Annotated in this window: 12 protein-coding genes; 2 read left to right on the top strand and 10 right to left on the bottom strand. The window is 40.1% G+C overall.

Annotation, left to right across the window (positions count from 1 at the left end; genetic code table 11):
- The first annotated feature begins 99 nt into the window (after nucleotides 1-99).
- Entirely contained in the window at nucleotides 100-1,008 is a 909-nt protein-coding gene (locus FTV11_RS12925; RefSeq protein ID WP_180074116.1) for a DUF4349 domain-containing protein, read from the top strand.
- A 119-nt stretch (nucleotides 1,009-1,127) separates the two neighbouring features.
- On the opposite strand, the gene FTV11_RS12920 is transcribed toward FTV11_RS12925, so the two are convergent.
- The 10 genes from FTV11_RS12920 to FTV11_RS12875 all read right to left on the bottom strand — a co-directional run bounded on the left by FTV11_RS12920 (nucleotide 1,128) and on the right by FTV11_RS12875 (nucleotide 13,123).
- Complete coding sequence (locus tag FTV11_RS12920) at nucleotides 1,128-2,021, bottom strand: LysR substrate-binding domain-containing protein (protein WP_078191428.1); 894 nt, start codon at nucleotides 2,019-2,021, stop codon at nucleotides 1,128-1,130.
- Nucleotides 2,021-3,226, bottom strand: coding sequence for an MFS transporter (locus tag FTV11_RS12915; RefSeq protein ID WP_180074115.1), 1,206 nt, complete (start codon nucleotides 3,224-3,226; stop codon nucleotides 2,021-2,023). The genes FTV11_RS12920 and FTV11_RS12915 overlap by 1 nt, the downstream gene beginning before the upstream one ends.
- Complete coding sequence (locus FTV11_RS12910) at nucleotides 3,223-3,819, bottom strand: TetR/AcrR family transcriptional regulator (protein ID WP_168379283.1); 597 nt, start codon at nucleotides 3,817-3,819, stop codon at nucleotides 3,223-3,225. The genes FTV11_RS12915 and FTV11_RS12910 overlap by 4 nt, the downstream gene beginning before the upstream one ends.
- Before the next feature lie 195 nt (nucleotides 3,820-4,014).
- Nucleotides 4,015-4,536: an acyl-CoA thioesterase gene (locus FTV11_RS12905; RefSeq protein ID WP_078191431.1), complete on the bottom strand. Its 522-nt coding sequence runs from the start codon at nucleotides 4,534-4,536 to the stop codon at nucleotides 4,015-4,017.
- A 281-nt stretch (nucleotides 4,537-4,817) separates the two neighbouring features.
- Complete coding sequence (locus FTV11_RS12900; protein ID WP_168379284.1) at nucleotides 4,818-4,994, bottom strand: hypothetical protein; 177 nt, start codon at nucleotides 4,992-4,994, stop codon at nucleotides 4,818-4,820.
- A 386-nt stretch (nucleotides 4,995-5,380) separates the two neighbouring features.
- Nucleotides 5,381-6,373 (bottom strand): patatin-like phospholipase family protein, encoded by a 993-nt coding sequence (locus FTV11_RS12895; RefSeq protein WP_180005304.1) that lies wholly within the window; start codon nucleotides 6,371-6,373, stop codon nucleotides 5,381-5,383.
- Between the two features lie 242 nt (nucleotides 6,374-6,615).
- A complete protein-coding gene (locus FTV11_RS12890; RefSeq protein ID WP_180074114.1) occupies nucleotides 6,616-8,091 on the bottom strand; it encodes a sodium:alanine symporter family protein in 1,476 nt (491 codons plus the stop codon).
- 59 nt (nucleotides 8,092-8,150) lie between these two features.
- A complete protein-coding gene (gene gltS, locus FTV11_RS12885) occupies nucleotides 8,151-9,392 on the bottom strand; it encodes a sodium/glutamate symporter (RefSeq protein WP_168379287.1) in 1,242 nt (413 codons plus the stop codon).
- A 614-nt stretch (nucleotides 9,393-10,006) separates the two neighbouring features.
- Nucleotides 10,007-11,278: a DcaP family trimeric outer membrane transporter gene (locus tag FTV11_RS12880; protein WP_180064924.1), complete on the bottom strand. Its 1,272-nt coding sequence runs from the start codon at nucleotides 11,276-11,278 to the stop codon at nucleotides 10,007-10,009.
- Nucleotides 11,279-11,920: 642 nt separating this feature from the next.
- Nucleotides 11,921-13,123, bottom strand: coding sequence for a multidrug effflux MFS transporter (locus tag FTV11_RS12875; RefSeq protein WP_180074113.1), 1,203 nt, complete (start codon nucleotides 13,121-13,123; stop codon nucleotides 11,921-11,923).
- Nucleotides 13,124-13,258: 135 nt separating this feature from the next.
- Here FTV11_RS12875 and yccS point away from each other — a divergent pair, with 135 nt between their 5' ends.
- On the top strand, nucleotides 13,259-15,427 hold the full coding sequence (gene yccS / locus FTV11_RS12870) for a YccS family putative transporter (protein WP_180074112.1): 2,169 nt from the start codon (nucleotides 13,259-13,261) through the stop codon (nucleotides 15,425-15,427).
- Nucleotides 15,428-15,451 lie beyond the last annotated feature (24 nt).

Genomic DNA, 15,451 nt, shown 5'->3' with positions numbered 1-15,451 from the left:
ATACGCCCGACTAATAATTACGCTAAATTTGAATTTATATTTAAAGCAAAAAGTATTTACTCCGACTTTCTGATAATCAAACAATTGAGCTCTACATCGATGAAAAATAAATATTTAATTGCCATGTTTACGGTGATTTTAATTTCAGGCTGTTCCAAGAAAACCGAAGAAATGGCAACTGAAGCCAGCGCAGATGCACAACCTGCTCAAGTCAGTACACAGCAAGATCAAGCAGCGGAAAGCACTTCCAATGAGCCGTCTACCACGCCTGCAACAACACAAAAACCTGAAACTATTTTAAATGAGCAGGTCAACCCAGCCGAAGCCTCTCGTAAAATGGTTCGAGAAGCCAATGTCAGTTTTGAGTCGAAAGATGTGGTTAAAACGGCCTTAGAAATTGAAAAACTCACGCTAAGTTTAGGTGGCTTTATTGAACAGAAAAATATCGACTTTGTGGTGCAAGAGAGTCAATCCTACCCGATTGCTGACGGCAAAATTAAAATCTTTGAAAAAATAAATCCGCAAGCGGAAATGATCATTCGTGTGCCAAGTGAAAAAGCTGCACATTTCGTTAATCAACTGTTGCCCCTTATGCATTTTTTGAACCGTCAGCAATATTCGGCAAAACGCTATGAGCTAAAACTACTCGAAGAAAAAATGTCGCAAACAACGGTCGTGCCAGACCATGTAGCAGCAGCGCAAGTCAATGAAATCTCACGCCTGACTCGCTTAGAAGTTCAAGATCGTGTCCGCTATAGCACGATTGTGATTGGCTTTACTCAACCTGCCACTGTCCGTGAACATATCGATATTAACCTTGATGCTGTTGCGCAGTTAAATGGCGATAGTTTCTGGCAAAGAGCGTGGTATGGTATTCAAAAAGGTTGGCAATTTGTGTTGAGCCTACTGGTTATTCTCATTACGATTTGGCCACTCTATCTGATTATTTTTATCGGTTTGATTGCCTACCGCGTGATGAAACCCTATTTACAAAAATGGTTTAAATAAATCAGAGCGATAAAGGCAACTTATCATTGAGTCTTTGATTAAAAATACGATAAATAAAAAATCCCGAAGCGCTTAATTCAGGATTTTTTTATTTAAATCTTAGGGCAATATTTAAAGGCTTAGAAAAAGCCCATATAGAACTGCTCTTTTAAGACTTTTAAAATCAATTCGATTGCATCATTTTTACGATCTTTTCGATAGCTCGCATACAAACCAATGGTCGGCAAAGGTTCAACCGTACTTTTAACCAATATTTTATCACCGAGCAATGGAATGACATAAGACGGTACCAAACTCCACCCCACGCCCATACCGACCAAATTGACATTTAACAAAATATTGGTCGAATGCTGTACCAAGTTCACATTCAGTTTATTTTGCTTAAAGAAATCTTGAATAATTCGGTATAGCTCAGGTGATGAATGTTCATCACTAATAATAAAATCCTGATTATTCATGTTTTTAATGCTAATGTGCCGCTGTTCTGCCACAGGCGAATTTTTCGGTACAATCAGCGCCAAAGGCTCAGTAAAAATCTGAACAGATTCTATATCAGGGCTTTCTTCGACATAACGGGTAAAGGCAATATCAATTTCCCCTTTACGCACTGCACTGATCTGATCGACATCCATTAAACTATGAAAATGAATTTTTAACTCAGGAAACTGAGCACGGATATTCGGCATGATATAAGGAAAGACCTTCATTTCAGCCACAGGAACAAAGCCGATATTCAGTTGTTCTTTACTGAGCTGCGCAATTTGACGCGCATCTATCATGGCTTTTTCAGCATGTTCTAAACTCAAACGCGCTTCTTTTAAAAAGGCCTGACCTTCTGCAGTCAACTCAACTTTTCGGTTGGTTCGCATCAATAATTGCACCCCAACTTCCTGTTCTAAGTCTTTAATTTGCTGACTTAAAGAAGGTTGCACAGTACACATTCGCTGCGCAGCCTTGGTAAAATTTAGCTCTTCGGCAACCGCAACAAAATATCGTAGATGTCGTAATTCCATTATTCAGCTCCTAAAGCACTGCGTTTAAATTGGTTTGCCACGAATAAACGATACATCCACAAAGTGAACAGCACCATCACCGCACAAAATAAATAGGTTGCCTGAAATCCAAAGTATGCAATCAGCACACCCATAATGACCGAACCGACAGCAAGGCCAATATCAAACAAGGCAAAAAAGGTGGATATCGCATGTCCCATTCGGGCTTTTTCTACCGTTTGAATCGCGACCGTTTGCAGGCATGGGAAAACTGAACCGTAGCCGATGCCCATAAAAACTGCCGATATCCAAAGCAGCCATTGATTCGTGAGAAAACTCACAACCACCAAACCAATGGCAAAGCAAATAAATGATGGATAGATGACTGCACTCGGGCCTTTACGATCATAGACTTTGCCAACCCAAGGACGGACGAGCAACATCGACACAGCAAAGACAATAAAAAAGATACTGGTATAAGCGAGTAAATGCTTCAACTCTGCATAAGCGGTGATAAAACTCATCACACTCGAATATGCAAATGCGGTCAGCAATGCCACAAAACTGATGGCAAGTACCCGTGTTTCTATCACATCACGCCATTGGATGGCTGCGGATTGGCTCGCTTGATCACTTGATTTATGCTGTACGTGTTCTTGTATTTGAACCAACCACGTAAAAATATAGCCCACTGCAACCAATAAGGCTAATACTGCAAATAAGGTACTAAAACTGCTGGATTGAATCATACTCAGCGCTAAAAATGGCCCGATCACCACTCCTAAGTTGGTCGACATGACAAAGTAGCCCATGCCTTCGCCCTTTCGATGATCTGGGATGTAATCATTTACGATGGGAACATTGACCGTGGTTAATATACTGAACCAAAAACCATGTAAAAAACGAATGACCAACAACGACCACATGCTGTCAATCCACAAATAACTCAGCGCAAAAACGACAAAAATAAAGCCTGAAATACGTACAGAATTGGCTTTACCAAAACGCTCAATGATCATGCCGGAAAAGGGACGAATCGCAATGGATGACACCAAAAACAGCGTTAAAGCCATACCCGCTTGCTGAATCGAACCACCCAATTCTTTCATAATATAAATGGGTAATATGGTCAGCAGCGCAAAGTAATAGCTAAATAAAAACAAGTTATTACACAGACAAAAAACAAAAGACTTGTTCCATAACGATGCCTGATGTTGAGTAGTCATGAGGTCATTGCCTCGCTGCTACGCGTGGCTTGGTGCTCCGTAAAAATCGGGTTTAGCGCCAACTGCACCAGTCGCTTGATATAGTCTTCATCTGGCTGAGTGTTAAAGAAAATGATCTGATAATGAATCGGGCCATACAACATATCCAACATGAGTTCGAAAGGATAATCCGCGCGAATTTCGCCTCGTTGAATGGCCAATTGGATCAGCTCACGTGTCGCTTCACGTCGAGGTAACAAATACTGTTTAAAAAACTCACCTGCTGCTTCACGATGCTCTGCCAAAACCACGAGCAATGCTCGACCCACGTGCTGATTTAAAGCCCGTGATAATTTGAGCAATTGTTGATTTAGATTGAACTCTAAACTTTGTGATAAATCGAGTTCAAACACCGAGGCGGTGTGCGCTTTAAAAGCATCGAAAACCAGATCGGACTTATGCTTCCACCAACGGTAAATCGTCGATTTTCCAACGCCTGCGCGAGCGGCAATATCTTCAATGGTCATGCTTCGATAATCACTTTCCGCCAAAGCATCTGTGACCGCTTGTAAGATACATTGCTTACGCCGAGAAGTTTTTTCAGTTTCACTCATAATTTAAAAACGAAACGCTACGTATCGTTTTATATTAAACAGTATTGGACTGAATGACTATCATTAACTGAGCTGTGAAGAATAAACTTTAGTCGCACACTCGGAATTCAAATCCCAACTGCACTCTCCAGACGAATTTCAGAATAAAAAAAGATCGCTTAAGCGATCTTTTCAAATATTCAGCCACCAAAGCGATTAGCTTTGTGTCGACTTTTTATAAATACTGCAAGAAGGATGATGATTTTCCTGTAAACGCGCCACTTTACGATGTTCCGCAGCTTCGAAGCGACAACGTTTCCAGTCATTATCTAGATTTAATGCCGGAATTTGTTTTGGTTTACCTTGATCATCAACAGCGACCATTGTGAAATAGCAACTATTGGTATGACGCACTGTACGTTTTTGAATGTTCTGCGCTTCAACACGAATACCAATTTCCATAGAAGTACGACCTACATGGTTCACACTTGCAAGGAAAGTCACTAACTCACCCACGTGAATTGGTTCTTTAAAATTTACTTTATCGACTGATAGTGTCACCACGTAGCTACCAGAATAGCGACTTGCACAAGCATACGCGACTTGGTCTAACAATTTTAGAATCGTTCCACCATGCACATTACCCGAAAAATTCGCCATGTCAGGAGTCATTAAAACTGACATCGATAATTCTGACTGGTCGTCTAGTGCATTCGCAATTTGATCTAATGGGGACATCTTGTTTCTCTAGACTCGTGATATAACAATGATTAATGTGATTATTATATAGATTTTAATCAAAATTAAATGTTCAAATCGGCAAAAAAACCATCATTATTATTTATAGTGATCATACCATCATTCAGTAAAATATATATCGATATCGATATACACCCGATAAACAAGAATTTATCACGTTATCTATACGATTTTTAATTCAAGCTGTGCTGTGTTTTATATTTAAAACACATCCATTAAAACGCGTTGCTCCATCGATTCAACACAGCACTGCATTTAACTTAATCTTCTAAGACTTTTAACATCTCGAAAGAGACGTTATCATAGCTGGTTTTTTGTTCACCATCATTAGTGCTTTCTAGCGTATAAGAATTATCGACATGTACATGAGTGACAATAAATACGCTATCTTCCATCATCGCAAGCTTTACTTTTTGCCCCACATCAAGCGTTTTCATCTACTGCTACCTTTAAAATATTTATTGGTTTTAAGTATTAATAACCTGATGATATTCTAAACACTTCAACGCTATTGGTAAACGTAAGCACATGAATAAAAATGCTAATATAGGTATATACTCTTAAAATCTACGTAAAACCAATTAATAGGATTTTCTTAATTAATTTCAAATAATTAACTGTGTATTTTTTTATTATCACGATTTTTATATCTGGCAAATCTTTTGATTAAGACCTAAAACCAATCAACATCCAATATATTAATGATTACTAGATACTATTGAGCATGGGAAAAGCTGAGAGCAAAAATTAAAATGCTTTGCTGAAATAAAAATGCACCCTGAGAGGTGAACAGGATGCATGTCAATTTACGGATCGTACCAACCTAGTCTTTGGCTGCTAAATAAGGAATATGATGTCCCTTGCTATATTGATGTTCAGCATAAACCCGAGAAATCTCTCCAAGTTTTTCTAAGGTTGCCTCTTCACCTGCAAGCATCGTCGCTTCACGACCTTTTACATCAAATATATGTGCTTTTTCACGTAAATCAGGTTGAATCACAATGTCTGCTCGCTTGAGTTCTTCTTGAGCTAAACGATTTTGCATAATATTGATATTTTGGTTAAACAAGCCCCAAACATTAGACGTTTCGGTATGAATAGGTCGTGCCAAAATATCTACTGCAATAATAATATCTGCCCCTAAATCGCGTGCAACATCCACAGGAACAGGGCTGACCAATCCGCCATCAACATATTCTGTGTCTTCAATAATCGTTGGAATAAACATGCTCGGAATCGACACCGAAGCACGAACAGCCTGCCCCGTATTGCCATAGTTGAACACGACTTTTTTGCCATTCTTTAACTCGGTTGCCACCACATACATTGGGGTTTTTAGCAACTCTAAAGGCACGTCATCAACTTGCTCATTGATATAATCTTCAACTTTTTTACCGTCAAAAAAGCCTTTTTTGTCCAAGCGTATTTCTCGAACATCATTGGCTTTCATATTTAAGGCGATATCTCTTAACTCATTGGCACTTTTACCTGATGCATAGATTGAACCCACAATGCTACCCGCACTGGTTCCAACAATGAAATCTGGGTGTATTCCCTGCTGTTCAAGTATCTGAATGGCGCCAATGTGTGCATAACCACGTGCCCCACCACTCCCTAAAACCAAAGCAACAATCGGACGCTTTTCCTGCTTTTTCACTTTTTTAAAGTCAATGCGGTTATTCGCCACCTGTGCAGGTGCTGCTGTATAAGTCCGAATTTGTGCGGTTGTTTCAGCGCTGACCGTTTTTGAGCCCACACTTTGACAACCCACAAGGCTGATTGCGAATGCAGTCATCAAAACAGTTATGCTTTTCATTGAGAGATATTCCAAATGCAACTCGAGATTTGAAGAGAAAAAGTAGTCTAATCAGTCCGCATTCACGTCACTGTTATTATTCGTTAATGCCTCTGACCGATGCACATTATATTGACATACAACCTAGAAAGTCATTGGCTGTCAAAATTTCAATGTCTAGCAGAATTTCCACATCAGGATTTAAGCTCTTATCTAGCAAAAAAAGCCCCGACAACGGAGCTTTTTAAAGTTAATTTTTGACTTTACCAAATATCGGAATTAACGCGATCCTTATATTTTGGATGTTCATCCATTTTAAACACAGGCTCTTTTACACCACGTTTTAACTGTGAGGTGTAGTCTTTCATCAACATCAATAAGAATGGAGTCAGCAATAAAATCGCAAAAAGGTTAATACTCGCCATCACGCCCATGAAGAGGTCTGCTAAGTTCCAAATCAGGGGCACACTCATGATTGAACCAAAGTACACCATCATCAGGACGAATACACGGAATACAAACATGACCTTAGGATTGTTATTGATAAACTGTACATTACCTTCAGCATAAGCATAATTACCGATTACTGAAGAATAAGCGAATAAGAACAAGATAATGGCAAGGAAGTCATCTCCCCATGCGCCAATCTGGCTTTCAAGCGCCATTTGTGTCAAAGCAACGCCTTCAAAGCCTGCATTATCATACAAGCCGGATGCCAAAATAATGATCGCCGTACAAGTACACACCACAAATGTATCGACAAATACACCGAGCATCTGAACCAGGCCTTGATTGACTGGGTGTTTAACATCTGATGCTGCTGCGGCATTGGGTGCAGAGCCCATACCCGCTTCATTCGAGAATAAACCACGTTTAATCCCCTGCATCATTGCCATAGAAACCATAGCACCGAAAAAACCACCTGCCGCAGCATCAAATTCAAAGGCTTTACTGAAAATTAACTGGAAAATATCTGGGAGAATCGCAAAGTTAGCAAATGCAACATAGAAAGCAACTGCGAGATAAAGCAACGCCATAAAGGGTACAAATCTTTCTGCAACTTTGGCGATTCGTTTAATCCCGCCAAAAATAATCAGCGCGGTAATAAACACCAAGAATAAGCCCACCCAAGAGATTTCGAAACCGAAACCACCTAAGTCTAAAATGATATTGGCTTTATCCCAGCCCCACGCATGTGAGGTCGCACCTGTAATCGCATTGGCTTGCACCGCATTAAAGACAAAACCGTAAGTTGAAATCAGCGCGATGGCAAAAACCACACCCAACCACTTTTGCTTCAAGCCTTGCGTGATGTAGTACGCTGGACCACCACGAAATTGCTGATTTTGCGTATCACGCACTTTAAAAAGCTGTGCAAGTGAAGATTCCACAAATGCTGAACTCATCCCTAAAAATGCGGTAAACCACATCCAGAACACCGCACCAGGCCCACCAATCGCAATCGCAATTGCAACACCTGCAACGTTACCTACACCGACACGACTGGCTAACCCTGTCACAAAGGCTTGGAATGGTGTAATCCCATGTTCATCATCGCCTTCTTTACGGCTAGATTTCATCACTTGAATACTATGAAAAAATAGACGAATCTGAACTGCGCCAGTGATTAAGGTATAGAAAATACCAACAGCCACTAAAAATACGACTAAGAAATCCCAAAGTGGATCATTAAAAACTTTGACCCAGCCCATGAGAGTTGCATTTAATTGTTCATCCATAATCAATACCTAAAATGCGAATACAAAAACAAAGGCTCTAATTTAGAGCCTTTGTAGAATTAAGCGAAAAATTTGAGAATTAACTGAATAACCGTCGCATTAATTAAGTCAACAAAGAATGCACCACATAGCGGTACAATTAAAAATGCCTTATGTGAAGGGCCATACATATTTGTAATCGCTTGCATATTTGCCACAGCCGTCGGCGTTGCACCCATACCAAAACCACAGTGACCTGCTGATAAAACAGCAGCATCATAGTTTTTACCCATGACACGGAAAGTCACAAAAGCAGCATACAAAGCCATCGTCAGCGTTTGTGCACCCAAAATGACTACAAGTGGGCCAGCGAGATCGGATAATTGCCATAACTTTAATGACAACAATGCCATCGCCAAATACAAAGATAGAGATGCATTACCAAATACATCGATAGCGCGGTCGAAAATTTGTACACGGAAAATACCCTCCAGTACATTTCGCAAAATTACACCACCAGCCAGTGCCCAAACAAATGTCGGTAATTCAAATACAGTACCTTTACTAAAATCGGTCATGAAGTCCGCAAATGCTAAACACCCTGCAAATAAACCTAATGTGGTAATCGCATTATCTGCTGTAATGAGACGAACTCGATGCGGATATTCAAACGGCACATATTCTGTTGAATTAATATCTGCTAAAGGAGTGTTATCACTTTTTTCAATTTGTTCATGAGTACGTGGCGTTGCAAGTTGATAGCGGTTAATTAATAGCTTAGCCAGTGGACCACCGATAATGCCGCCAATAATCAAACCAAATGTCGCACTTGCCATACCTAAGGCTAATGCACCTTGAATGCCATGTTGAACTTCTAAAATTTCACCCCATGCGCCTGCAGTACCATGACCACCAGTAAGGGTAATAGAACCTGCAATCAAGCCAATCAGAGGGTCAATACCTAGCACCGTCGCAAGACTGATACCTACGAGGTTCTGCACCATGATGAATGAAGCAACAGCGACTATAAAGATGACCAAGCCGATTCCTCCCTCTTTTAATTTGGCAAAGTTTGCACTTAAGCCAATAGAAGCGAAGAAAATCAGCATGAAACTCGTTTGTAATTCACTACTCGTTGTAATGCTATAGCCCCAAAGACTGTGCACCACCAAAGAAATAATTGCGGCAACTAAACCACCGGCAACAGGCTCTGGAATGTTGTATCGACCTAAAAATCCAATACGATTAACAAGAAATCGTCCCAACAAAAGCACAATTACCGCTGCGATTAAGGTATAAAACGCGTTAAAACTAAATTCCATATAATTTGTCCAAAATTATTTGAATATTTTTAAAGCTCTTCTATCAGCATTAGCTGCCTTTATGGTCTGAAATACAACTACATTTTGTAATTTCAAATCAATAATGCAATTCAACGACTCAAGCTAAAGAGTTTGAAAAATATTCATCATCTGATTCAAATAAGTAAGTCTGAGCTTTAAAAATTAACTCAAAATGACTAACAAATCGCTAAAAGTTTTAAATTGAGAAACAGCCTCAAATGAAGCAAATTCAATGACAGAACATTGTGTATGTCTGTACTGTTTCGCACTATTTCTGAAAAGTCGCACATTATGCAGCCTGAACAATAAAATTTCAGTATTTTTTATTACAAAAAGTTAATTTTCCTATAATTTAAAGTTATATCTAATTGTTTTTATTTAAATACATTCGCATTTTTAATCTATATAAAATATTAAAGATTTAAGCGTAATCCATATACTGTACGTGGTTCAACGACATCATGACTAGGCTATTCGGTGACTTTAATTGCTCAGACATATTTGTTCATCTGCTTTGTTACACTCCCTGTTTAAACAAAAAAAGCCTGAACTGAGTCAGGCTTTTTTTGTGCGATTAGAATCGGTCGTTGAGCTTAGAAGCTATATTTAGCCATTAAACCAACGCGGTCATCGTTATAAGATTCACCCGCAAAGTTTTTGCGTTTACCGTTTACATATTCCAAGCCAAGTTCAACTGGTTTTACAGGTGCATAAATAAAGTTAATCCAAGCTTGCTGTGCTTCTTCATTCGCATTTGAGTTAGATGCATCTTTCGCATACGCGCTGCCATCATCCGCAAATAGCGCGCCATAAGCTAAAGTTGAACGTAGTTTTTCATTAAACTTATAGGTTGCACCCACTTGTACAGCAGTGAATTTATTTTGCTCGATGTTGCCATCGACTACAGAGTAAGCCGAGTTAGAACCATATAAATAGTTACTATTACCTTCTGTATAAGAAACATCACCATTCAATTTCAATTGATCAGTGACTGCATAAGATGCACCCGCTGCTACACCCCAAGCTGTTTCTGTGTCATCTGCTGCCTTAGATTTGTAGTTTTCAACCAATGCACGAGCTGACGCGTTACCTTTACCTGCCGCAAAACCTTGAGTCAATTTTGCAGTTAAATTTGGAATGCGGTAAGTCGGATCTGTAGCAACAGTCCCTTTACTATCCCCTTCTTCTGCAGAAACGAATAATTGAGTATCTGGAGCTAACTTGTAGTTGTAACGAACTTGAGGAGTACGTGTAGTACCACCACCGACGTTTGTATTAAAGTCAATCATTTCTGGCGCATGACTAGACAAGAAGTTTGATGTCGTTTGACCAAATAACCAGTTGTTAAAGGTTAAATAACCATGACGTAGACGAATAGTTTCGCCACTTCCATTGAAATCGACCTCGATTTTACCGCCCACTTTATCATCACCACCGACCGGTGCTGTAAAATCTAAACCAAAACGTGTGGTTTTTGCTGTCGCACGTAATTTATCTTTTGTATTTCCATCTGTAGACGCAATTTTGTTGAAGTCATCATCAGCACCTTCAATGATGTAGTTTGCATCACCACGAACAAAACCATAAAGACTTACATCTGCACCAGTTTTAGATTTCAAGCTTGCAGCTGGAGAAGCTGGTGGCGGTGGTGGTGCAACAGGACGCGCTTTAACTTGCTGAATCTCTGTTTGTTGCTGTTGTTGAACTTGCTGCTGCGCTTTAATCAAACTTTTTAGTTCTGCGACTTCAGCACGTAATTGTTCAATTTCAGAAGTATTGCTGCCTGCATGAGCCATTGAGACCGTTGCCAAACTCATTGCAACAACAAGGGTTTTCATTGGGTGGAATACAGTTTGAGTTTTCATCCTAAGCTCTCTATTGTCCTGTCATTGTTGTATACCCTAAATCCGGGTGCTTTGTTATTCAGCTATTTGAGCGGACAAATTTCATGCTGCCTATCCGTGCTTTAGTCGCATTAGAACCTTAACTTGTAGCCCCCAATAACGAAATACTTGAAAGCAAAAAGCAAGAAACCTGAATCCATTACTGAAAATAGACTGAAATATTTAGTTAAAATTCAGACTTAGCCGATTCAGATGGCAAAAAAGCTCATTATTCATACCTTAAAGGTAAAAATCCATACTTTATAGGTATGTTATAAAAATGATAAAATCCGACATATTGCCAATAGAGGCATTCGATATATAGTGATCTACATAAAGCACTGTGTTTAATGCAAATAATACTTATTTATCAGTTGCTCTATTTCATTCGAGTGGGACAACAGCGATCCACCGTATCACTAATTATTTCCAAGTGGATGATTGTTTAGATATAAGTTTCGAGTAAACAGCAATAGAATTCATAATGGGAAAATAGCGCCCTCATTCATCGTTATGGATGATGAACATTTATAATGAGTGACGCGGATATTTGATCAATAATACACGTACGTTGATGACCGACGTTTAAGTCAGACCTGCTAAACGTCATCACCTGCATTTAGTTCACCCCATGGCTGAAGCTTTTAAACTACGCATGGTGAACATTGCAACAACCACAAATAGCAGCATAATCAGGGCCATATTGATCAGCGCTGACCATACTAAAAAGTTCAAAAACACTCCGGCCAATAGACCACACGCAAATTGCATACTTCCCATGATTGCACTGGCTGTGCCAGCTCGTGAGCCTTGTTCAGACATCGCCAAAGCCATTGCATTTGGACCAGTGAAGCCGATTGATGCAACACATAAGAACATGCCCAACATTACAACAACGATAGATGAAAGATTAAATAATCCTGCCGCCAATAAGATCAGCACACCACACAATTGAAGTGCATTACCCAAGTGCAATCGATGGCGAACATCCAGTCGATTTGCAAGTTTCTTATTGAGGGTCGAAAACACCATAATCCCTAAAGCATTCGCACCAAATACGTAAGCAAATTGCTGTTGGCTCAGACCATAACCATCCATCAAAATGGCAGATGAGCCACTGATATAACAAAATAAAATCGCGCCAGAGAAACAGCCTGTGAGCATCGGTTTACGGAAAGTTTCGTCCTGTAAAATCACACTATATAAGCCTAAGACTTGTTTCAGACTTAATTTTAAGCGCCGCTCGACAGGTAGGGTTTCTTGAAAGAAAAAATGTACGCAGAAAAGACAAAAAATACCGACAAGCACCAATACCGCAAATATGTATTGCCATTCAAACACCTGTAACACCCACGCGCCTAAAGTAGGTGCAATGATCGGTGCAATTGTTGTCACGATCATCATACTGGCAAATGCTTGAGCAGAAGCTTGCATACTTAAGCGATCACGAATTGCTGCACGGGCAATCACCACACCAACACAGCCACCCAAGGCTTGCAAAACGCGAGCCGCGATCAAGCTCCATTCACTGTTGGCAAAGACACACAGAAAACTGGCACAAATATATAAAACCAAACCGAAATATAGCGGTGTTTTACGCCCAATGCGGTCGCTGACCGGCCCATAAATTAACTGGCCAATCGCCAAACCCAAGAAATACGCTGGAAGACTATTGGCCACTTGTTGCGTTGTCACACCAAAATCGTCGGCCATTTGAGGTAAAGCCGGCAAATACATGTCGATTGAAAGTGGCCCCAAAGCAGTCAGCAACGCCAATAAGACGATCCAGCGTTGAGAAAATTCCTTTTGTGATTCGGCGCTTTTCATAAGAATAATTCATTTATCGCAAGCAAGTTTTGCAGACAAGTTTACACTGCACATAGTATTATTTCTTGGCTTCAATGTGAAAATTCACACGATACACATTGCTTACTGCCCCATCGCTTTAGCAAAGGAATAATTTTGAACGCCTGGCTCGCACGACTGAAACAAGCAACCTATAACACGACCTTTATGTATAACTTGCGCATGGTCATTGCCTTCGCAGGAACAGCCTTTGTCCCATATTTTTTAGATCAGCAATTGATGACCATTCCCCTCACCTTGGGTGTGGTTGCCGCAGGTCTAAGTGATATCGATGACCGCTTTTCAGTCCGTGTGCTCAATCAAATTTATACTTATATTGGGTTCTTTATTACTGCGGTATCCATTTATCTGTTGTTCCCGCATCCGATTTTATTTGCATTAGGCCTGATCGTTTCTTGTATCGGTTGGATTCTTTTGGGTTCATTGGGTCGTCGCTATGCCACCATTTCTTATGGTTGTTTGGTGATCTCCGTGTATTCCATGCTTGGGGTCGAACTTTTTGAAAATTGGTATACACAAGCAGGTTTATTGGTCATCGGTGCGATGTGGTATGGACTGCTTTCGACTTTGAGCTTTCTGCTGTTTCCAGTGCGTCAAGTTCAGGACAAATTGGCGCAAAGCTATTCGTCTCTAGGTGACTTCTTATTTGCAAAATCTAACTTGTTTGATGTCGATATGACACCGGAAAGTTATCAGCAAAGTTTGATTGAGCTATCGCTAGAAAATGGCAAATTAATTGGCATTTTCAACGATATGAAAACAGCCTTATTAACGCGTTTAAAAGGCGACCGTGGACAAAAAGATACGCGTCGTAGCCTGCAATATTATTTTGTCGCGCAAGACATTCATGAACGTGCCGATTCCGCGCATATTGATTATCAAAAATTGACCCGTATTTTTGAACATAGTGATATTTTATTTCGCTTTCAACGTGTGCTTTCAATTCAAGGAAAAGCCTGTAAAGATTTGAGTATCAGTATCTTACAGCGAAAGCCATATCATCATAATCAACGCTTTAAACATGCTTTCCACAATCTAAAACTGTCACTCGAAAAGCTGCGTGAAGAGCAAAAATATGATGAAGTTTGGATCAACTCTTTATTTGCTTTATACCAAAACCTAAAAGGCATAGATGCGCAATTACGTAACGTCGAAACCGAGCGTTATATTGACCGACAAGCCCTGATTGAAAATCGTTTAAAAGATGATGATTTAAAAGGTTGGGACGACATCGTCATTCGATTCAAACAACATTTGAGCCCTGAGTCGGTGCTGTTCCGTCATGCTGTGCGTTTATCGACCGTGTTATTTATTGGTTATATTTTTGTCCAAGTGACCAATATCAGTTATGGCTATTGGATTTTATTGACTGCCCTGTTTGTCAGCCAGCCGAACTTTAACGCCACCAAGCGCCGCCTCTATTTACGTATCATTGGCACATTGGTCGGGATTATTTTAGGTTATGCAATTTTATATTTTGTCCCTTCTGTCGAAGGTCAGTTATTACTGCTCATTTTAAGTGGCGTGCTGTTTTTTGAATTACGCAGTAAGCAATATGCACAAGCCACTGCGTTTATTACCATTTTGGCGCTGATCAACTTTAACTTAGATGGCATGGGTTTTGCCGCAGCTATGCCGCGTATGATTGACACGCTCATTGGTTGTGCCTTGGCATGGTTTGGTGTGAGTTTCATTTTCCCAGATTGGAAATTCCGTCGCCTGCCTCGAACCATCAGCCGTTCGATTCAAGCGCAGTGTGATTATTTGGCCGAAGTGGTTGAACAATACAAATCTGGTCGTAATAACGGGTTGAATTATCGTGTGGTCCGTCGTGCAGCCCATAATACCGATGCAGAAGTGGCTTCACTGATTTCCACTTTAGCCACCGAACCCGATACCGATCCGACTCAAAAAGCTTTAGCCTTTGAGTTTTTGTGCCTCAATCATACCTTTATTAGTTATATCGCAGCCTTGGGTGCACACCGTGAAAAAATTCAAGATCAACAAGTCTTAACCTTATTGGATAAAGCCACGGATGACATTCAAGGTGCATTGCTGCGTGACGAAGTTCCAGACTTATCTGCGCAAAATATGTTGCAAGAAATCCGTCAGCGTTTGTCACAAAACAGTGAGGAAGATCAAAAATCCTTGATTGTGCTACAACAGCTATCCTTAATGTTTAACGTGTTGAACCAATTTAGTCAATTGAAACAAAATCTCAGTCATGAGCATGATCAAGCATCGACGGAACTGGCTTCACTATAATTTGGATGATTTTGGAACAATATA

The sequence above is a fragment of the Acinetobacter sp. YH12231 genome (genome assembly GCF_013417755.1).
Taxonomy (GTDB): domain Bacteria; phylum Pseudomonadota; class Gammaproteobacteria; order Pseudomonadales; family Moraxellaceae; genus Acinetobacter; species Acinetobacter amyesii.
The sequence above is the reverse complement of the archived record's forward strand: the minus strand, read 5'-3'. Positions and strand labels throughout refer to the sequence as shown.

Excerpts from the sequence above, each read along its gene's own strand:
- FTV11_RS12925 (WP_180074116.1), top strand. The coding sequence starts at position 100 with ATGAAAAATAAATATTTAATTGCCATGTTTACGGTGATTTTAATTTCA.
- FTV11_RS12920 (WP_078191428.1), bottom strand. The coding sequence starts at position 2,021 with ATGGAATTACGACATCTACGATATTTTGTTGCGGTTGCCGAAGAGCTA.
- FTV11_RS12915 (WP_180074115.1), bottom strand. The coding sequence starts at position 3,226 with ATGACTACTCAACATCAGGCATCGTTATGGAACAAGTCTTTTGTTTTT.
- FTV11_RS12910 (WP_168379283.1), bottom strand. The coding sequence starts at position 3,819 with ATGAGTGAAACTGAAAAAACTTCTCGGCGTAAGCAATGTATCTTACAA.
- FTV11_RS12905 (WP_078191431.1), bottom strand. The coding sequence starts at position 4,536 with ATGTCCCCATTAGATCAAATTGCGAATGCACTAGACGACCAGTCAGAA.
- FTV11_RS12900 (WP_168379284.1), bottom strand. The coding sequence starts at position 4,994 with ATGAAAACGCTTGATGTGGGGCAAAAAGTAAAGCTTGCGATGATGGAA.
- FTV11_RS12895 (WP_180005304.1), bottom strand. The coding sequence starts at position 6,373 with ATGAAAAGCATAACTGTTTTGATGACTGCATTCGCAATCAGCCTTGTG.
- FTV11_RS12890 (WP_180074114.1), bottom strand. The coding sequence starts at position 8,091 with ATGGATGAACAATTAAATGCAACTCTCATGGGCTGGGTCAAAGTTTTT.
- gltS (WP_168379287.1), bottom strand. The coding sequence starts at position 9,392 with ATGGAATTTAGTTTTAACGCGTTTTATACCTTAATCGCAGCGGTAATT.
- FTV11_RS12880 (WP_180064924.1), bottom strand. The coding sequence starts at position 11,278 with ATGAAAACTCAAACTGTATTCCACCCAATGAAAACCCTTGTTGTTGCA.
- FTV11_RS12875 (WP_180074113.1), bottom strand. The coding sequence starts at position 13,123 with ATGAAAAGCGCCGAATCACAAAAGGAATTTTCTCAACGCTGGATCGTC.